We start from the raw sequence: 20,984 nt of genomic DNA on the forward strand, positions 1-20,984 counted from the left end.
TAGTTTAGTTTTTAATAGTATAAAATACGCTACACCAATCTTAAAAATCTACCCATCCTAATAATAATTCATTTATATTGATATATACTTATCTAGTATAATTAACTTTTAAGGAGCAAAATATGATTTTAAAAAATAAATATTTGGCTTTAACCTTACTTCTCAGTTTGATTGGTTGTAAGTTCTTTTTTACTGATGAAGAAATTCACACAAGGTATTCACAAACACTTGATAAAGTAAACTCCATGATGATGAACACTAATGAGATAGACATGAAAAATATTTTTAGTGATAATCAGCTATCTAAAATTAATAACAAAAGTACAAAAGATATATCTCCTAAACAAACCAAACCTCAAAAAAGTATATCAGTTTTAACTCAACCTGAGACAAAAAAAGAAAAATTCAGTTTGCCTGCACACAAAGATATTACTATTATAACTGCTGATACAAGCCAAAGTAAAAGTTATTCTAATAGTAATATCATTATTGATAATGCTTCAATCATTACTTCAAATACTGATGAAAATATAGTAACACAAAAAATAGTCATTAATACTCCTGCAAAAACAGATTTAACTCATACAACAGAACACAACAACATATCAACACTAGATGATGATACAACCTACCCAAGTCAAAATAATACTAATAATCCTTCTCCTCAAAACAGTAAGACAATTGAACACCCAATTCCTCTCATAGGCAACAGTAAAACTTCTCTGAATGCATTAAATGGTGAATCACATAATATTCAATACGGATATACCTATAACTTACATTATGACTCAAACCCAATAATATCAGGTTCATACTCTGACAGTTCCATAACAATTGAGGAATATGAATTTGACGAAGATGAGGATGAAGATTCGAAGTTAGAAACCAGATTAGACAACCAATATAAATTTAACTTAAATAAAACTACAAATAGTGTTGAGCAAGCACTTAAATTAGCTGAACAAATAAAAGATGATTTGGAAAAAGTTGAATTTCATAGGATCAAATTAAGCAATTATTATGGAATAAGAGCTGAAGAACATGAAAAACAAACGGCAAGAGAAGAACTCTCCAAATTTACAAAAGATAAATTAGAAGCGGATCTTAAAAAACTTCTAAGTGAAATTGAAAAGGGTTTCAATGCAGCTACAATACTCATTACTTATAATGATTACGGTGGAAATTTACAAAGCGACCTATCTGCAAAGACAAAATTAGATGAACTCAAAACTGAAGTAAGTTCTTTAATTACAAAAATACAAAAACTCAATAACAAAGATTACCAATCATATCCTACATCATCTTATGATAATTACCAATTATACCAAGCATTAAAAAATCCATACTCAAAACTTACATTAGTAAAAGACTTACTTACTCGCACAGGTATTGTTGCCAGATAAATAGGATTTTTACTTACTCTAAATAAAAATAGGAAGATAGGCTTATGTTAAGCTATCTTCCTTTATATTTAAATATCATTAATAATTACTTAATTGTATCTAGCACACCTACAATCTTATCATATACTGATTTCACTCCAGGAATTTTAACTGTAATTAGATCTTTATATTCTTTCTCAACATGCTTTATTAATTTCTCACTGTCAGAATCAATACCATCTGTCTTGGCTTTATAAGATGCAATAAGACTATCTACAGCTTTTATAAAAGCTTCTCTTTGTGACTTAATTTCGTCAAACTTTGTTTTAACTTCTTTTAAATCAACAAGACTCAATTTAGCAAGTTTATCTTTACTCTTTTCTAACTTATCAATTACTTTCTCAAAATTAGATTGAAGATGTTCTCTACCTGCAACTATTATATCCTTAATCCATGTACCCTTGTTTGTAGCATCTGATTCTATCTTTTTAAGAATCTTTGCAAATTCTTTTATTTTTCCTTTATCGTATCCCAAAGAGGAATAAAATAATCTTCTTGCTTCCTTATTCTCAACACTATCTAGTGTCTTATTATTAACAGCATCTGTCACTGCTTTAAATACTTCATCCTTCATTTCATATTGATTTCCATCCTCAACTTCAGCCTTATCTTTCTTTACTACTGTAATAAGACTTTCGGTATCCTTTTTAAGCTCAGATATTAACTCTGCCTTATCAGCAACATCCTTATCTTCCTTTGCTGGTTCATCTCCTTGAATATCATTTACAACCTTTGCTAAATCATCGACATTAGCTTGTTTGTATGACTCATCTCCTTGAACACCATCTACAACCTTTTTTGGAACATCTTTGTTTCCTTTTTTACTACCCAATAATTTAGAATTTAGATCACAAGATACTAATCCTATAATTAACAATGTAAATATAAATAGGTTTGTTCTCATAAATATTCTCCTTCCTTGAAATTAATAATGATTATTATATTAAATAATAATCATTATTAATTTAAAATATATATCACTTTGTCTAAAATACAAATTATTTTATTTAAAATTCTCTATTTTTTTTATTCTCTCTTAAAAAGACGTAGTACTATGTTTTACACTACTATCGTTATTTATTTAAAACTATTCTTTTTATCTTGATATTGTTTGGTATGATTTTGGTGCAAACAACTATATCCCCTAGATTAATTGCTAAAATAATCAAAAATAGATTACTATCAATTAGTATGATTTTATATATATATAACCCAAGAAAACATATTCTCTGTTTGACCTTTTAAATCACAAAAAAATCTTATACTTTAAATGACCTTTATTATTTACTACTGGCCTTTATCTATAAGTCTTTATTTTAAATTTCTTCAACTCCAGTAGCCTTTAAAAACAATTTATCCTCTTGATTAACTATAGCTTGACAACATAATAGGGTCTTTGACATCAAATATCACTGCCTCCAATAATTCTTTTTCCTCTTTTTAATATCTGTTTAAATAAAAAAGAATCTCCTTTCACAGAAGACTCTTCTTTAAAACACTAGTATTAGACGATATATATTCATACCCTCACATATATTCTTATCTTGCAAAATTCTCTAGAACAGTTTTTGCCTCACTAATAAGTTCTTCTATTTCTTTCTTTATTACCTTTGCCTCAATTAACTTCATAGAAGAAGATTCTAATTGAGTTAACGCATTCTCTGCTTCTCTTCGTGCCTGTCTAGATACTAAATCACTCTCTCCTCTTCTTGACCTCCAGTAATTTCTATGTTTATTTATCAATCTTTCAGTAATACCTTCTTTTAATGTCACCTTAGCCTTATTAAAGAATAATTTTGCTGATCCTAACTCATCAAGTCCACTATCAACTTGAATCATAAGTCTATCAATATTAGACCTTTGCTCATTTAATTGATTGTAAGATTGAATTAGCTTCTGTATCTGTATCCTATTAATCTGTCTCTTATTACGTCTAGAATAACGCTCTATTTTATTTTGAATTTTATTATTAAGTTCTGAGAAAATATCATAAAAACTGGTTTTTATCTGCTCATAGTCGTTCTTAAGACCTAACATCCGTTCCTCTGTTAATTTAGCAAATTCAGAAGCTTGAAACACACTTTCTGCCTTTTCAATTTCTTCTTGTGCTTCTTTTTCGGATTCAGTACTTGGAACTAAATCTTTTTCTTCTATTTTTATTACTTCTTCTTGAACATAATATGGATCTACTTGCTTAGACACCTCAAATCCCGAATTAACAGGTTGTATTTCCATATCCTGTTGTATTTCTACTCCTTTCTCAAAATCATCTATAACATCTTCTTTTTGTTCCTGATTTCCTTGTTCATGGTTTAAATCTTTATTATCTTTGCTTTCATCTAAAACCTTTTCCCTTACTTCATTTAATAAATCATTAAGGGCATTCATATCACATGATAACAAACATAATAATGCTAACATACATACTGACAAAATACTTCTCTTCATATCTCCCTCCTGGGATATTAGATTATTTAATTATTAAGTCTCTATATTGAAATATAATAATTACTGGTAAATGTACACCCTTTTATTTTAAATAACAAAAATAAATTCCATAAAACCCCGATTATTTTATTCCGTAATAATTAAAATCTATTTAAAATTATTTTAACAAAATAAAATTAATTACATACCAAACAAAACTAATCTTATAATACTTACTTACACCTAATTAATAGGGAACTGAATAAAAGTTACTGTCTTATCTTTAGTACAAATATTTAATCTACTAAAATTAAAAAAAGGAAAACGATTCTCATGAATAGAGAAATAGTTTTCCTCAAATGACTTTATTTAGTTATGTATGATTTATTAATTCTGATTATTAACTCTTATTTTCAGAGGTTTGCTTATCAATAGTTAAAGGAGTATCAGCAGGATTAATTTTCATAGCTTCTTTAACAGTCTTAAGACCCCTGTCAATAGTATTTTTTATAGCTATAGTTAGAGTACCCAATGCTTTAGTAACAGCACTTACTGCTGCTCCCTTAACTGCAACAGTAACCTCCGCAGTTCCAGCATTATCATTAGCGAATTTACCATTCTTAGCCATAGCTGTTAATGCAATAGCACCTGCAATAGTTCCATCTTTAGCATTAGCCTTAGCAGCATTAGTAGAAGCCTCACTACCATCCTTAATCATAGCTTTAAAATGTCAGCCCCAGTTACAGCCCCAACAGCTTTAGCAGCATCAGCAGCTGATTTTTTTGCAGCATCAGCAGCTCCGGCATTATCGTTAGCAAATAACTTACCCGCACCAGCAGCAGCAGTTCTTGCAGTATTACCATCTTCAGCCTTTTTATCATCCCCCGCCTCAGGATTTCCTTCTTTAAGTACCACTTCTACAATTGATTTAATTCCTTTAACTAAACTATCAACACCGGTTCCAGCACTACCACCTGCATTCTGAGCAGCAACATTACCAAGTGGGTCACTAGCATCACCAATATCCTCACTAGCGATTTTTGCTCCATCAAGTATCTTATCAAGTGTTTCACTAACTAGTTTTTTTACTGCCATATCAGTAGCTTCTGCATTAGGATTGTTTTCGGACTTCATATCAGCAACAATTTTCTCAAGGGATGTCTTAGTAGATGAAAGAGTATCATGCATAGTCTTAAAGTAGTTCCCAATATCAGATTTTTTAGTATTAGTATTAAAACCTAAAACCCCTCCAACCATATCAGAAAGTGAAGTAAAAACATTTAAGAAATCATTACCTAAACTAATAACTGACTTTAAGAATCTACCCTGAGTATCCTCAGCACTAGTAGTACCACTGCCACAGCTAAGAAGTAAAGATAGAATAAAAATAACAAAAAAAGCTAAGAGAAGGAAACTCTTAGCTTATTATTTATAGACTTTATTTTATAAGAAAATAACAATTGATTAAAAACTAATCTTATAATAATAATTTATCTCTTAGGTTAAGGTTTAGCAGGAATTGTAAGCGCATTAATTGCAGATGTTACTGCCGATTCAGAAGCCTTTAATAATTCATCAATTGCTGTATTGAGCTTAACAAGTTCATCAACTCCTTTATCTTTAGTACCATGACTTACAAGTATGGCTGCTCTAGCATCATCATCACTAGCACCTTCTTTACCAAGCTCAGTATGCTTTGATTTCACTTTATCTAAGAATGCTCTACTTGAGGTCTTAGAACTAGTAACCTTTGCCTTAAGTGCATCAGAAAGTCCAACTGTATCCTCTAAAGACTTCAATTTAGTTTCTACAGTCAATATTACTTGAAACGCACCTGAAATTAAAGAGCCATTATGAGCACCATCATTAGCAAATTGATCAGAATTTTGTTGAATTTTTTTCCCAATAGCTTTAGCAAGTTCATCAATGGATTTAACTAAAGAATGAACTTCTTTAACATCTTTAGCAAAAGCAACAGAGTCTTTGATGTTCTTAGTTAATTTAGCTAAATCAATAACAGTGCCATCAGATTTAGCCACTTCATCATCTGTAAGATTCTTTCCTGAATTATTACAAGAGCTAAGTAAAAATAAAGTCATAAGTATACTTATATTTAAGTTTTAATTCTCTCACTTAATCCATTCTTCATATTATAATCCTTCCTTTTTTTACTAAGGGAAAGTTAGATATAACTAAAAGGAAAACAATTCTTATGAAAAGAAGAGTTTTCCTCAAATGACTTTATTTAGTTATGCATATTTTATTGATAATAATTTATTATTGTCCACTAGCTGTTGAGTCTGCAGGTGTAGTAGAATCTACAAATTTATCTTCTTGTGTAACTGTAGCAAGAGCTGCATTAATTGTTTTCAAACCACTATCAACAGTATTCCTTATTGCTATTATTAGAGTACTTAAAGTCTTACCAACAGCACTAGCAGCAACACCATTAACTGCATGAACAGATTTATCTTCATTTTGCTTAGCAGCAAATTTACCATCCTTAGCCATAGCTCTTAGAGCTATTCCAGCAGCAATAACCGCATCCTTCTTTGCGGATCCTATAGTAAGATCCTTAGCATTATCTGTTTTACCAGAAGCAATACTTGCAGCATCTTTTGCTTGATCAATATCAACTCCACCAGCAGTAGCATCACTAGAACTAGCAATAGCTCTTAGGATATCAGCGCCAGTTACTGCACCAATTGAAGCACTTGCTGCTGCCGCCTCTGCTTCTGTGCCACCATTGGCTTTCTTTTCACTAAACAACTTACCAATTGTTTTTTGCTGTTCTTCAGCGGTTTTAGTAGCATCTCCATCACCATCTTTCAAAACCACACCAACTATTTCTTTAATCCCTTTAACAAGTAAGTTAACACTTGTAGTGTCTGCTGCTACAGCATCTTGACCAGCAGTAGTAGCACCACCAATAGCATCGCTACCAGTGGCCCCTTTAGCAGCTTCCTTAGCCCCATCAGCAATTTTATCTAATGTGTTAGTGATAAAGTTATCAACGACTTCCTTTATCTTTGGATAGTTACCATTCTCTGCCACTACAGTGTTTAATTTCTTTTTAACAGATGTCACAGTTTTTTCAATATCACTAAAGTATTTCCCTATATCAGATTTCTTAGTCTCGGCTTTAATACCCAAAGCCCCAGCAACCATATCAGAAAGAGAAGTAAAAACATCTAAGAAGCCTTTACCTAAATTAGCAATAGAAGTTAAGAAAGTGGTTTTAGGATCCTCAGCACTAGCACTGCCACTGCCACAACTAAGAAGTAAAAATAAAGCTATTAATAACGCACAAAAAGTAATTCTTTTCATTATCACGTGCCTCCTTATTAACTCAGGGTAGGCAAGATGGTTAGCAATCTTTGAATAAAATAAAAACAAAAACTAAGATTATAGTGCCTATAATCTTAAAGAAATTGGGCATGATATAACAATTAACAATATTAATTGTTATTGATAAATAATTAAATGATTTTGATAAGAAAATAACTGATATACAATCAAATAAAGAAGAGGTTTATTTAACTTAAATTCACTTATTCAACAATGAATAGACTATAGACATTAATGTTAAAAATATTCCTATATTTAGGGTAATTAGAGTTCCGAACATCCAATTATGTAATCTTGATGTACTTTTAAATTCTGATGCGGTTTTATCAAGTTTATTATCAAGCTCCACCCTATTAATTTCCATATCTTTTCTAACAAGAGAAACCTCATTTCTAACATTATCGATCTTATTATCAAGTTCATTGAATTTAGTATCAATCTTGTTATCAAGTTCATTAAATTTAGTGTCAATCTTCGCATTTAAATTATTTTCAACTGCATCTACTTTGTTATCAAGGTCTCTAATATCGGATTTTAACTCATTTCTAACATTATCAATCTTCACATTTAAGTTATTCTCAACAGAGTCTATTTTGTTATCAAGTTCAGTCTTAACAAAAATAACTTCAGATTTTAAACTACGCTCTAACATCTCAAGCTTAAGATTAAAATTACTCTCTAAATATTCAATATCCCTGTAAGTCAGTTCATTACGGTAATATCTTTTAGAGAGATCATTCGCAATAAAATCTTGCATACCCATTTTTACAAATTCTTGGTATATAATCTCCTCTGTAATATGCCCATTAAAAATTTGTGTACTCTCAACAGAATGTAGCGATGAATCTTGCATAAAATCTCCTTATGTAATTATTATATAATATCTTAAGTATTATAGGAACCTTATGTTAATTAAATGTGATTTAAGAGAGTCCCTAAATATAAAATAAAGTATTTAGTCTATTTTCTTTAGTTTACCAAAAATCTTAAATGCGGTTTTAATAACAACATTTACTTACCTTAATATATTGTTAAAGAAATGCTATCACTAAGCCTTAGACCTGAATACTATTACAGATAGTAAAAAAGGAAAACAATTCTCATGAAGAGAAGGGTTTTCCTCAAATGACTTTATTTAGTTATGTATTTGTTATTAATTCTTTACTGTTGCTGTCCACCAGTTGCTGCTTCTACAGGTGTAGTAAAATCTACAGATTTATCTTCTTGTTTAACTGCTGCTAGTGCTTCACTAATTGTCTTTAAACCACTATCAACAGTATTTCTAATAGAAATAATAAGAGTACTTAAAGTCTTACCAACAGCACTTGCCGCTGCTCCATTAACTGCATGAGCAGATTTATCTTCCCCAGTCTTAGCAGTAAATTTACCACCCTTAGCCATAGCTCTCAGTGCAATACCCGCAGCAATAACTGCGTCCTTTTGTGCTGCATCAAGGGTTTTACCCTGTTCAAGTTTAGCAACAGCAATCTCAGCAGCATTCTTAGCTGCCTGAATAGTAGGTTCACCAGCAGCCTCAGAGGAGTTAGCAATAGCTTGCAATATGTCAGCCCCATTTACAGCGCCAATTGATGCGCTAGCTGCAGCAGCTTGTGTTTCTGTACCATCATTAGTCTTTTCACCGAACAGCTTACCAATTGTTTTTTGTTCACTTCCGCTGCCGGTCTTATCAGCAGTAGCATCTCCATCACCATCTTTCAAAATTACGTCAACAATAGTTTTAATTCCTTTAACAATAGAATTTACGGCGGTTTTATCAGCCGGTACAGCATCCTGACCAGCAGTAGCACCACCAATCTTATCTTCGCCAGTAGCCCCAGTAGCAGCTTCTTTTGCTCCTTCTGCAATTTTATCTAATGTGTTAGTGATAAAGTTATCAACAACTTCCTTTATCTTTAGATAGTTACCATTCTTTTTAACTTCCGTTTGTAACTTCTTTTTAACTGTGTTCATAGTTTTTTCAATATCAGTGAAATACTTACCAATGTCAGATTTCTTAGTCTCAGACTTAATATCAAAAGCCCCAGTAATCATATCAGAAAGGAAAGTAAAAACATCTAAGAACCCCTTACCTAAATTAGCAATAGAAGTTAAGAAAGTGGTTTTAGAATCCTCAGCACTAGTACTGCCACTGCCACAACTAAGAAATAAAAATAAAGTCATTAATAACGCACATAAAGTAATTCTTTTCATTATTACGTGCCTCCTTTTTTACTCAAAAGGGGCAAAAATACAAATAAAAGGAAAACGAATCTCATGAATAGAGAAATAGTTTTCCTCAAATGACTTTATTTAGTTATATATTTATTTTGTACTAGTTATTTATGTTAACTGTTAAAATTGCAGGTGTAATAGCATTTCAAGATTTATTTTATTATTTAATCGTTTAGTATATCTTCTAATTGCTATTAAAAATACTGTTGAAATTACTTTACAAGCACTAAAAACAGTTCTTGCGATAGATTAAATGTCTTAGAATTAGCACTAATAACAACACCATTAGCTGCATAAACAGATTTATCTTAACCTTTCTTAACATTAAACAAGATTGCTACAGGAACAAATAAACTAAATTAACTATAAGAGGTTAAAATACGGTTTGAAGATTCTCTGCATTACTACCGAACTATTCAACTTTTTAATTTCATTACAACAATATAGAAGGCAGGCTTAGAGATAAGTTTGCCTTCTAATCTTAATTTTAAGTAATTAATCTAACTATTTATTTTACTGCTGATTTGCTGTTTTTGGAGCTCTAGCTTTATCTATTTCCCCTTTTGCTTTCTCAAGAACATTCTTTACTGTCTTCTTAATTATATCTTCTATTGATACTAACAGTTTATTTACCGCTGTTATTCCTGCCGCTTCTACTGCTTTTTCATCGTTACCAGAATGAGAAGCTAATTTACCATCTTTAACTAACGAACGTAGTGCTATTCCTCCCGCTACAGCTGCTGCTTTAGCTGCTTCTTTTGCTAAGTGATCTGCGGTTCCCCCTTTTGCAAATTCCAATGGTGTTGTCTCTGCCTTTACATCTTCTGTTACTGCTTTAACATCCCCTTCTTGTGATGCAACTATTGAAGCTAACATTTCATCACCTCTCACTGCTGCTACTATTGCTGCAGCTTTATCTCCCACAGCTGCTCCAGCAGCACCTGTTGTTAAGACCTTAGCTCCATCTTTTGCCTCAACTCCTATTGAATTTGAGGCCAATGTTACCTCACTTTTTTTTAGCCCCTCAACGCCTTCTGTCTTAGCTATATCAACTATTCCTTTCAATGAATTATATACTGTTTTTAATTTATCTGTATTTGCTGCTGCTCCGTTTTGTTGGGAGGTCACTTCAACAACCTTGTTAGCATCACCTATATCTTTTAAAGAATCTAAATGAGTTTTTAATGTGATTAAAGTAGCCTTAGCAGTATCAACTGCACTTCTAATTATCTTGTTTATACCAACTTTATCAAGCTCTGTTTCTGAGTTTTTTGCTACCTCTTCTAACTCTTCTGATGCCTTTCCAAGCTTAGCACCTAGACTGTTAAAATAATCTGCTACATCACTCTTTTTTGTATCTTTAGTTACTCTGAATCCTAATGTATCAGAGAGTAACTCTAAAAAAGAATAAAAAGCATTCTCAGCACTTCTACTTATATTCATTAGAACTGAACTTAAACTGCTCCCTCCTGTAGCAGCTCCGCCACCCGTAGCAGACTGATGTCCACTTCCACAGCTAAGAAGTAAAAATAAAGTCATAAGTATACTTATATTTAAGTTTTAATTCTCTCACTTAATCCATTCTTCATATTATAGTCCTTCCTTTTTTACTAAGGGGAACTAGATATAACTAAAAGGAAAACAATTCTTATGAAAAGAAAAGTTTTCCTCAAATGACTTTATTTAGTTATGTATTTGTTATTAATAATTCTTTATTGTTTCTGGCTACCGGTTGCTGCTTCTGCAGGTGTAGTAAAATCTGCAGACTTATCTCCTTGTTTAACAGCTGCTAGAGCATCACTAATTGACTTTAAACCAGTATCAACAGTATTCCTAATAGCAATAATAAGAGTACTTAATGCTTTGCCTACAGCACTAGCAGCAACTCCTTTAGCAGACTCAGCTTCAGTCTTCTTTTCAGCAGTATCCTTAACAATAAATTTACCATCCTTAGCCATTGCTCGCAGTGCAATAGCAGCAGCAATAACTGCATCTTTTTTGGATTCTGCAGTAGTAAGTTTTTCCTCATTATCAGTAGAAGTACCCTTAGCTAAAGCCAAAGCAGCTGCATCCTTAGCCTCACTAACTTTACCATCTTTCTTAGCATCAGCATTAGCAGCAGCAATAGCTTGTAATATGTCAGCCCCAGTTACCGCCCCTATTGATGCACTAGCAGCCGCTACATGTTTCTCTTCAGCACCCTTATCAACAGCAGTTTCAGCTCCAAATAACTTACCAATATTCTTTTTATCATCATCAGCTGGGGTAGTTTTATCTGCTTGTCCATTACCTTCTTTTATTACCAAATCAACAATTTGTTTAATCCCTTTAACAAGGGCATTGACACTTGTAGCGTCAACGCTAGTACCAGCATCAGATTTGACAACCTCACTAATAGCATTACCTGCAGCCCCAGTAGCAGCTGTCTTAGCTCCTTCAGCAATCTTGTCTAATGTGCCTGTAATAAAAGTATCAACAACTTCTTTTAATTTTGGATATTTACCATTCTCTGCCACCACAGTGTTTAATTTCTCTTTAACTGTGTTCATAGTTTTTTCAATAGAAGTGAAATAGTTACCAATGTCAGATTTCTTAGTGTCAGCCTTAATACCAAAGGCTCCAGCAACCATATCACTAAGAGAAGTAAAAACATCTAAGAACCCTTTACCTAAATTAGCAATAGAAGTTAAGAATGTGGTTTTAGGATCTTCCATATTAGTAGTACCACTGCCACAACTAAGAAGTAAAAATAAAGTCACTAATAACGCACATAAAGTAATTCTTTTCATTATCACGTGCCTCCTTATTAATTCAAGGGGGAAAGATGACTAACAACCTCTGATAAATATAAAAATAAAAACTAAAAGCATAGATACTTTAACATTGCAAAAATTGGAAATGATATAACAATAAACAAGTTTGATTGTTATCAATAAAATTGATTAGTTTTGGTAATAAAGATAATTGATATGTAAATCAATTAAAGAAAAGGTTTATTTAACTTAAATTCACTTATTCAACAATGAATAGACTATGGTCATTAATGTTAAAAATATTCCTATATTAAGGGTAATAATTGTTCCAAACATCCAACCATGAAGTTTTAATGTGCTTTTAAGTTCCATTTTGTTAACATCAATCTTAGTATCAAGTTCATTAAACTTAGTATCAATCTTGATGTTAAGATTATTCTCAACAGTATCAATCTTATTATCCAGGTCTTTAATGTCAGATTTTAATTCATTTCTGACTGTATCAACCTTATTATCAAGTTCATTGAATTTAGTATCTATCTTGGTATCAAGTTCAGTCTTGAGAGATTTAATCTCGGCTTGTAAAAGTGCTTCTACCTTTTCAAGCTTAAGGTTAAAAGTAGTCTCTAAATATTCAATATCCTTATAAGTAAGCTCATTTTTATAATATCTGTAGGACAGATCAATAGCAATATCTCTATTTATACCAGCTCTAGTCAGTTCAGCTATAACCATTTGTTGAGTAATAACAGGTTGTGCAAGTCCCATAAAACACTCCTTATGTAATTATTATATAATATCTTAAGTGTTATAGGAACCTTATTTTAGTAAAATGTGATTTAAGAAGGTTCCTAACTATAACATAAATATTTAGTATATTTTCTTTAGTTTATTAATTAGTTTAAACTAATCATATGTTGTTAAAAGATTGATATCACTATGATTTAGAACTGAGTATTATTACAAGATAGTAAAAAAGGAAAACGGTTCTCGTAAAAAGAGAAGAGTTTTCCTCAAATGACTTTATTTAGTTATGTTTATTAATAAATCTTTTACTGTTTCTGTCCATTAGCTGCTGCGTCTGCAGGTGTAGTAGAATCTGCAGATTTATCTTCTTGTGTAACTGTAGCGAGCGCATCGCTTATTGACTTTAATCCATTATAAACAGTATTTCTTATTGCTATAATAAGAGTACTTAAAGTCTTACCAACAGCACTAGCAGCAACACCATTAACTGCATTGGCAGATTTCTCTTCATTCTTAGCAGCAAATTTACCATCATTTGCCATTGCCCGTAGTGCTATTCCTGCTGCTATTACTGCATCCTTTTGTTTAGTCTCTTTAGTAGCACTATCCTTTTTAGCAACAACAATCTCAGCAGCATTTTTTGCATTATTAATTTCAACATTATTATTAGCATTTCCAGACTTAGCAATAGCTTTTAGGATGTCAGCACCAGTCACTGCACCAATACTAGCTGCTGCCTTTGCAATATTTTCTTCTTTAGCATCATCTTTAGTATTACTAAACAACTTACCTATATCTTTTTTGCCATCTTCTGCGGTCTTATTTGCCTCTGCACTTCCTTCATTATCTTTCAAGACCACGTCAATAATAGTTTTAATGCCTTTAACAAAAGAGTTGACACTTGTGACGTCTGCTGCTACAGCATCTTGTCCTGAATTAGTAGCACCACCAATCTTATCGTCACCAGGTAGCCCCTTTTGATGCCTCCTTTGCCCCATCAGCAATTTTATCTAATGTGTTAGTAATAAACTTATCAACTACTTCTTTTAATTTTGGATATTTACTATTCTCTGCCACTACAGTGTTTAATTTCTCTTTAACTGTGTTCATAGTTTTTTCAATATCAGTGAAATAGTTACCAATGTCAAATTTCTTAGTGTCAGCTTTAATACCCAAAGCCCCAGAAATCATATCAGAAAGAGAAGTAAAAACATCTAAGAACCCCTTACCCAAATTAGCAATAGAAGTTAAGAAAGTGGTTTTAGGATCTTCCATCTTAGTAGTACCACTGCCACAACTAAGAAGTAAAAATAAAGTCATCAATAACGCACATAAAGTAATTCTTTTCATTATTATGTGCCTCATTTTTTACTAAGGGGAAAGCTAGATATAAATACAAGGAAAACAATTCTCATGAAGAGAAAAGTTTCCCTCAAATGACCTTATTATTTAGATTATTTAATTAGATAATTTATTTAGTAGCAGCAGGTTGAGTAGAACTAGCTTCAGTTGATTCAGTAGTAGTTTCAGAGTACTGTATTCCCTTAACAGCTTTTCTTATCTTATCTAGTTCGCTTGCTACTGTTTTTCTAATTATCAAATCAAGAATTCCTAATACCTTATTTACAGCAGTTAAAGCAGCAGCTTTAACTGCACCATCTTCATTTTGAGCAGCACTAAGTTTACCACCCTTAATCATAGCTTTAAGAGCAACAGCAGCAGCTAAGTCTGCATTTGTTTTAGCACCAGTATTATTAGCATCAATTTTAGTAGCTAGAGCTCCTGCTTCATTAGCATTGCCTGCAGCAAGAGCTGCGGTGGAAGTCTTAGCATCTTTAATCTTATTAATCATAGCCCATGGGTCTGCTTTAGATACTTCTTCAGCAAGTTTAGGACCAACATTAGCAGCTGCTGCAGCACCAGATTTTGTAACTGCTTCACCACCAGAATTGCCAGCCACTGCATTACCTTCACTGCCCTTTTCTATCTTTACATCAGACTTATCTGCTACCTCAATAATTGTCTTTACATTTTCAATAATAGTCTTAACGTCATTTTCATCAGCAGCAACTGCAGCAGCATTATTAGAAGTATCGCCAAGCAGAGAATCATCCTTAGTTACACCAGATAATTTAGTTACAGAGTCAATTAGTTTTACAAAAACATCATTTGCACCTTTAATAGCATCCTCAACTAATTTAATTGTACTCCCATTAGCATTTTTTGCATTAGATATTTCATCTGATAGCTCTTTTAACTTCTCCTTAGTAGTTATAAGTCCATTTCCTATAGTCTTAAAGTGTTCACCAACCTTACTTCTCTTGTCACCGGATTTAACTGCTGTAAGTCCCAAAGCATCACCAATAGCATTACCAAAAATACCAAAAATCTCATAAAACCCATGACCTATCTTAACTAATGAATCTAAGAATGTGGTTTTAGGATCTTCCATCTTAGTACTCCCACTGCCACAACTAAGAAGTAAAAATAAAGTCATTAATAACGCACATAAAGTAATTCTTTTCATTATCACGTGCCTCCTTATTAACCAGGGGAGGCAAGATGGTTAACAAGCTTTGAACAAAATAAAAAAGCTAAGAAAATAATATTCCTAACTTCCTATTCATTAACATTATTTCTCTAACTACTTATTTATGAATTAAAAATTAATCTTATAAAAAAAAGGTTTGTTGTCAGAAGTCGTTACATTGGCTTTAATACCATATTTATAGCACTAAATACAAAAAAAAGGAAAACAACTCTCCTGAATAAAGAGAAAATTGCTTCCCTTAAATGAATTTATCATTTAACTTGACGATTTATTGTTTATTTAGCAGCAGTGGATTGAGTATCTGTAGAATTAATTCCAGTAGTCTAAGGGTATTGTATTTTCTTAACAGCCTTTCCTACTCTATCTAGTTAAGTTGATACTGTTTTCCTAATTACCAAGATCAAGTATTCCTAATACCTTATTTACTGCACTTACAGCAGCTGCTCAATCTGAATTACCAGCGGTTCCAGACCTGATTGCTATTCCAGATTTCCTTGCTGCACCAATAATAGCTTTAACTTCTTCAATAACAGTTCTAACACTAGCCTCATCAACAGCCACTGCAGCCGCAGCACTAGCAGTCAGCACCGTCATTAATTATACCCGATAATTTGGTTACAGAGTCAATTAGTTTTACAATAACATCACTAGCACCTTTAATTGTAGCCTCAACTCCTGTAGTATCAGCATGAGGAGTAAAAGTTATGTCTTTTGCTAAACCATCTAATTTCTCCTTAGTAATTGTAAAACCATCTCCTATTTTCTTAGAGTGTTCACCAACTTTACTTTTCTTGTCATCAGATTTAACTACCGTAAGTCCTAAAGCATCACCAATAACATTACCAAAAATACCAAAAATCTCGTAAAACCCATGACCTATCTTAACTAATGAATCTAAGAAAGTATTCTTACTCTCAACAGCCAATTTAACTTCTTAAAGTTAATTACAACAATATAGAAGGCACCTTAGATATAAATCTAAAATTGCCTTCTAATATTATTTTTAAGTAATTAATCTAACTATCTAGTTTACTGCTGAGCTGCTTATTTTGAAGCTCTTGCTTCATCTATTTTTTCTTTTGCTGTTTTAAAGCACATTCTTTACTGTTTTTTTAATTATATCCTCTACTGCTACTAATAATTTATTTACTGCACTTACCCCTACGTCTTGTACTTCTCCTTGTCCTCCTTGTGCATCCGCTGCAGCTGCTGCTAGTTTACCATCTTTAACCAGGGAACGTAAAGCTATTCCTTCTGCTACCGATGCTGCTTTAGCTGTATCTTTTGCTAAATTAGCTCCATCACCTCCTTTAGCAAATTCCAATGGTGTTGTATTTGCAGTCGCAGCTGCTGCTACTGCTTTAACATCTCCTTCTGTTGAATTAACTATTGATGCTAGCATTTTCTCACCACTTACTGTTGCTAGTATTGCTGCTGCCTTAGCTGCATCAGTTGCTTCTGGTTTGTTGTCTGTAGCTAATATCTTAGCACCATCCTTATTATCTGTTCCATTGCCTACTTTTACCGCTATGTCTCCTGCTTTTGGCTTTACAACACCTTCTGTCTTAGCTGTATCTACAATTCCTTTCAATGAATTAAAGGCTTTCTTTAATTCAGCTTCCTTTGCTGATACTCCTTTGGCATCAGTTGCTGCATCACCCACTAAATTAGAATCACCTACTTGACCTAAAGAATCATAAATGAGTTTTTAATGTGCTTAAAGTAGCCTTAGCAGTATCAACTGCACTTCTAATTACCTTGTTTAGATCACCTTTATCAAGCTCTGTTTTTGATTTTTTTGCTACTTTTTCTAATTCATCTGATGCTACTCCAAGCTTAGCACCTAGGCTACTAAAATAACCAGTTACATCCTCTTTCTTTGTAGTTGATTTAGCAGTAAAACCTAATGTACCGGAAAGTAACTCTAAAAAAGAATAAAAAGCATTCTCAGCACTTCTACCTATATCCATGAGAACAGAACTTAAACTTTTTCCTCCTGTAGCTGCCCCGCCACCATTAACAGAATCAACCGACTGTTGTCCACTGCCACAGCCAAGAAGTAAAAATAAAGTAGTAAAGGAAGTAAAGAGGGAATAAAAAAGGAAAAAAAGCTAAGAGAAGAATACTCCTAGCTTATTATTTATAGACTTTATTTTATAAGAAAATAACGATTGATTAAAAAGTAATCTTATAACAACAATTTATCTCTCAATTAAGGTTTAGAAGAAGTTGTAAGCTCATTAATTGCAGATGTTACTGCCGCTTCAGCAGCCTTTAACAAAGCATCAATTGCTGTATTAAGCTCCCCAAGTTCTTTAGCCCCTTTATCTTTAGTACCATCTGTTACAAGTATAGCACTTTTTGCATGAACATCAGTAGCTTCATTTTTCCCAAGATCACCACTTGCTCCTTTCACTGTGTCTAAAAATTTCTTAGTTGCAGCTTTAACAACAGTAACCTTTCCCTTCAATTCAGTAGAAACTCCATCTTGTTTCTCTAATTTTTCCAATTTAGTGCTTACAGCTGATATTATACTAAATGCCCCTGCAAGTAATGAACCATTTTTACCACTATCATCAGCAAGAGTATCTCCGTTTTGGATTTTCTTGCCAATAGCATTAGCAAGTTCATCAATGGATTTAACTAAGGTCTCTATTTCTTTAACACTCTTAGCAAAAGCAACCGAGTCTTTGATGTTCTTAGTTATTTTAGCTAAATCAATAACAGTGCCATCAGATTTAGCCACTTCATCATCTGTAAGATTTTTTCCTGAAGTATTACAAGATAAGAGTAAAAATAAAGTCATTAATAACGCACATAAAGTAATTCTTTTCATTATCACGTGCCTCCTTTTTTCTCAGGTAACAAATATAAATAAAAGGAAAACAATTCTTATGAAAAGAAGAGTTTCCCTTAAATAACTTTATTTAGTGATGTATTTTGTTATCAATTCGTGATCATTTATTTTTAGCTTCAGGGGTCTGACTATCAATAGTTAAAGTACCCAATACTTTGTTTATTGCACTTACAGCTGCACCTTTAACTGCATCAGTATAATCAGGATTATCAGCAATATCAGCATTAGCAGCAAACAATTTACCCGCACCATCATTATCGGTTCTTGTGGTAGAACTATTTTCTGCCTTTTTATCAGTAGCAGCATCATGTTTACCTTAATTTTAAGTACCACATCTACAATTGATTTCATTCCACTTACTAATTTATCAACATCACTACCAGCAACAGCACCAACTGCAGCAGCATTATTAGCAGTATCACCAAGCAGAAAATTGTCCTTAGTTACATCAGCAAGTTTAGTTAAAGCAGTAATTGCTTGTTCAAAGATATCACTAGAACTGTTAATTGCACTCTTAACAGCTTCAATTGTGCTGCTATTAGCATTATTTACATTAGATATTTCACCTGATAGCTCTTTTAACTTATTCTTAGTAGTTGAAAGTCCATCACCTATAGTCTTAAAGTGTTCACCAACTTTACTTCTCTTGTCACCCGATTTAACTACTGTAAGTCCCAAAGCGTCTCCAATAGTATTACCAAAAATGCCAAAAACCTCTTGAAACCCATGTCCTATCTTGATAAGTAAATCAAAGAAAGTATTTTTAGCTTAAAAAGCCAATTTAACTTCTTAAGTTTGATTACAAACAAAAAATAAGGCAGACTTAGAGATAAGTTTGCCTCCTAATATTAATTTTAAGTAATTAATTTAATTATCTATTTTTATTGCTGAGCTGCTTCTTTTGGAGCTCTTGCCTCATCTATTTTTTCTTTTGCTGTTTTAAGCACATTCTTTACTGTCTCTTTAATTATATCTTCTACTGCTACTAAAAGTTTATTTGCTGCGGTTATCCCTACGCCTTGTACTTCTTTCCCTCCCCCTGTAGCATTATCATCAGCACCTGCTGCTAATTTACCTGTCTTAACTAATGAACGTAACGCTATTCCTCCCGCTACAGCTGCTGCCTTTGAATTAGCACTATTTGATAGATTATCAGCTGATCCTCCCTTAGCAAACTTTAGTGCAGTTGTATTTGCATCTGCCGCAACTCCTAGCGCTTGATCATCTTCTTGTGATGCAACTATTGAAGCTAATATTTCCTCACCACTTACTGTTGCTAGTATTGCTGCGGCTTTACCTGCATCTGTTGCTGTTGCAGCTCCATTTGTAGACAATATTTTAGCCCCATCCTTATTATCTGCACCTCCATTTGCTTGTAATGTTGTAATTCCAGCTTCTGGCTCTTTCACACCTTTTTCCTTTGCTGATTTTACTATCTCCTGCAAAGCCTTAAGAGCTTTCTTCAATTCATTATCAGCTGGTGTTGTGCCTTGCCCAGCATTACTTGCTGCATCGCCTACCTTGTCATTATCACCGATATCTTTTAAAGAATCTAAATGAGTTTTTAATGTGTTTAAAGTAGTCTTAGCAGAATCAACTGCATCCTTAATTACCTTGTTTAATAGGCTATCTTTATCAGAACCTGCTGTTGTTTTTACTGCTACCTTTTCTAATTCATCTGATGCTTGTCCAAGCTTATCACCTAGACTGTTAAAATAACTGGCTACATCACTCTTCTTTGTATCTTTAGTTATTCTGAATCCTAATGTATCAGAGAGTAATTCTAAAAAAGAATAAAAAGCATTCTCAGCACTTCTACCTACATCCATGAGAACAGAACTTAAACTGCTGCCTCCTGTAGCAGCCCCACCACCATTAGCAGACTGATGTCCACTACCACAGCTAAGAAGTAAAAATAAAATCATTAATAACGCACATAAAGTAATTCTTTTCATTATCACGTGCCTCCTTTTTACTCAAGGGTAGGCAAGATGGTTAACAAGATTTGAATAAAACAAAAACCAAAAATATAGGCAATATAATCTTAAAGAGATTGATTATAATATCACAATTAAGAAGATTGATTGTTGTTAAGAAAAATTAAATAATTCTGTAAAAAAATAATTGATAGAAAATCAATTAAATAAAGACTAATTAAATAAATTTATTTCACTAATAATGACATTAATGCTAAGAATATTCCTATATTAAGGGTAATTAGAGTTCCAAACATCCAACCATGAAGTCTTAATGTGCTTTTAAGTTCCATTTTGTTAACATCAATCTTATTATCAAGTTCATTAAATTTAGTATCAATCTTAGTGTTAAGATTATTTTCAAGGTCTCTAATATCGGCTTGTAAAGTTTCTTCTACCTTTTCAAGCTTAAGGTTAAAAGTGGTCTCTAAATACTCAATATCTTTGTAAGTAAGCTCATTTTTATAATATCTGTAAGACAGGTCAATAGCAATATCTCTATTTATACCAGCCTTAGTAAGTTCTGCTATAACCATTTGTTGAGTAATTACTGGTTGAGCAAGTCCCATAACAATCTCCTTATGTAATTATTATATAATATGTTAACTGTTATAGGAACCTTATGTTAATTAAATGTGATTTAAGAGAGTC

15 protein-coding genes and 5 pseudogenes are annotated in these 20,984 nt (G+C 32.5%); 1 reads left to right on the forward strand and 19 read right to left on the reverse strand.

Annotated elements, in window-relative coordinates:
* Positions 1 to 122 precede the first annotated feature (122 nt).
* Positions 123 to 1,403: a hypothetical protein gene (locus tag bpuSUM_RS09570; RefSeq protein ID WP_247068301.1), complete on the forward strand. Its 1,281-nt coding sequence runs from the start codon at positions 123 to 125 to the stop codon at positions 1,401 to 1,403.
* An 85-nt stretch (positions 1,404 to 1,488) separates the two neighbouring features.
* Here the strand turns inward: bpuSUM_RS09570 and bpuSUM_RS09575 are convergent, their stop codons facing one another.
* The 19 genes and pseudogenes from bpuSUM_RS09575 to bdr (bpuSUM_RS09660) all read right to left on the reverse strand — a co-directional run bounded on the left by bpuSUM_RS09575 (position 1,489) and on the right by bdr (bpuSUM_RS09660) (position 20,902).
* The gene (locus bpuSUM_RS09575; protein ID WP_247068303.1) at positions 1,489 to 2,346 is read right to left on the reverse strand and encodes a complement regulator-acquiring protein; all 858 of its coding nucleotides are present in this window, start codon (positions 2,344 to 2,346) and stop codon (positions 1,489 to 1,491) included.
* A gap of 635 nt (positions 2,347 to 2,981) precedes the next feature.
* Complete coding sequence (locus bpuSUM_RS09580) at positions 2,982 to 3,890, reverse strand: P12 family lipoprotein (protein WP_247067875.1); 909 nt, start codon at positions 3,888 to 3,890, stop codon at positions 2,982 to 2,984.
* Between the two features lie 379 nt (positions 3,891 to 4,269).
* Positions 4,270 to 5,258, reverse strand: a pseudogene (locus bpuSUM_RS09585) (variable large family protein).
* A gap of 113 nt (positions 5,259 to 5,371) precedes the next feature.
* Positions 5,372 to 5,968, reverse strand: coding sequence for a Vsp/OspC family lipoprotein (locus tag bpuSUM_RS09590; RefSeq protein WP_247068304.1), 597 nt, complete (start codon positions 5,966 to 5,968; stop codon positions 5,372 to 5,374).
* Positions 5,969 to 6,146: 178 nt separating this feature from the next.
* Positions 6,147 to 7,199, reverse strand: a complete 1,053-nt coding sequence (locus bpuSUM_RS09595; RefSeq protein ID WP_247068327.1) for a variable large family protein — start codon at positions 7,197 to 7,199, stop codon at positions 6,147 to 6,149.
* A 217-nt stretch (positions 7,200 to 7,416) separates the two neighbouring features.
* A complete protein-coding gene (gene bdr, locus bpuSUM_RS09600; RefSeq protein WP_247068306.1) occupies positions 7,417 to 8,070 on the reverse strand; it encodes a Bdr family repetitive protein in 654 nt (217 codons plus the stop codon).
* Between the two features lie 308 nt (positions 8,071 to 8,378).
* Positions 8,379 to 9,428 carry a variable large family protein gene (locus bpuSUM_RS09605; RefSeq protein WP_430644700.1) on the reverse strand — a complete coding sequence of 350 codons (1,050 nt, stop codon included), beginning with the start codon at positions 9,426 to 9,428 and terminating at the stop codon, positions 8,379 to 8,381.
* Positions 9,429 to 9,962: 534 nt separating this feature from the next.
* Positions 9,963 to 10,988: a variable large family protein gene (locus bpuSUM_RS09610; protein WP_247068308.1), complete on the reverse strand. Its 1,026-nt coding sequence runs from the start codon at positions 10,986 to 10,988 to the stop codon at positions 9,963 to 9,965.
* A 173-nt stretch (positions 10,989 to 11,161) separates the two neighbouring features.
* Positions 11,162 to 12,238: a variable large family protein gene (locus tag bpuSUM_RS09615; RefSeq protein ID WP_430644701.1), complete on the reverse strand. Its 1,077-nt coding sequence runs from the start codon at positions 12,236 to 12,238 to the stop codon at positions 11,162 to 11,164.
* 219 nt (positions 12,239 to 12,457) lie between these two features.
* Entirely contained in the window at positions 12,458 to 12,970 is a 513-nt protein-coding gene (bdr, locus tag bpuSUM_RS09620; RefSeq protein ID WP_247068310.1) for a Bdr family repetitive protein, read from the reverse strand.
* Positions 12,971 to 13,254: 284 nt separating this feature from the next.
* Positions 13,255 to 14,314: pseudogene (locus tag bpuSUM_RS09625) on the reverse strand (variable large family protein).
* A gap of 106 nt (positions 14,315 to 14,420) precedes the next feature.
* On the reverse strand, positions 14,421 to 15,479 hold the full coding sequence (locus tag bpuSUM_RS09630; RefSeq protein ID WP_247068330.1) for a variable large family protein: 1,059 nt from the start codon (positions 15,477 to 15,479) through the stop codon (positions 14,421 to 14,423).
* A 477-nt stretch (positions 15,480 to 15,956) separates the two neighbouring features.
* A pseudogene (locus bpuSUM_RS09635) lies at positions 15,957 to 16,428 on the reverse strand (variable large family protein); the annotation flags it as partial.
* Between the two features lie 116 nt (positions 16,429 to 16,544).
* Positions 16,545 to 17,569, reverse strand: a pseudogene (locus bpuSUM_RS09640) (variable large family protein); the annotation flags it as partial.
* A 143-nt stretch (positions 17,570 to 17,712) separates the two neighbouring features.
* Positions 17,713 to 18,336 (reverse strand): Vsp/OspC family lipoprotein, encoded by a 624-nt coding sequence (locus tag bpuSUM_RS09645; RefSeq protein ID WP_430644702.1) that lies wholly within the window; start codon positions 18,334 to 18,336, stop codon positions 17,713 to 17,715.
* A gap of 121 nt (positions 18,337 to 18,457) precedes the next feature.
* The gene (locus tag bpuSUM_RS10125; protein WP_430644703.1) at positions 18,458 to 18,595 is read right to left on the reverse strand and encodes a variable large family protein; all 138 of its coding nucleotides are present in this window, start codon (positions 18,593 to 18,595) and stop codon (positions 18,458 to 18,460) included.
* Positions 18,596 to 18,663: 68 nt separating this feature from the next.
* A pseudogene (locus bpuSUM_RS09650) lies at positions 18,664 to 19,125 on the reverse strand (variable large family protein); the annotation flags it as partial.
* Between the two features lie 113 nt (positions 19,126 to 19,238).
* On the reverse strand, positions 19,239 to 20,312 hold the full coding sequence (locus bpuSUM_RS09655) for a variable large family protein (RefSeq protein WP_247068312.1): 1,074 nt from the start codon (positions 20,310 to 20,312) through the stop codon (positions 19,239 to 19,241).
* A gap of 209 nt (positions 20,313 to 20,521) precedes the next feature.
* On the reverse strand, positions 20,522 to 20,902 hold the full coding sequence (bdr, locus tag bpuSUM_RS09660) for a Bdr family repetitive protein (protein ID WP_247068313.1): 381 nt from the start codon (positions 20,900 to 20,902) through the stop codon (positions 20,522 to 20,524).
* Between the last annotated feature and the right edge of the window lie 82 nt (positions 20,903 to 20,984).

This window comes from Borrelia puertoricensis (genome assembly GCF_023035875.1).
Lineage (GTDB): Bacteria > Spirochaetota > Spirochaetia > Borreliales > Borreliaceae > Borrelia > Borrelia puertoricensis.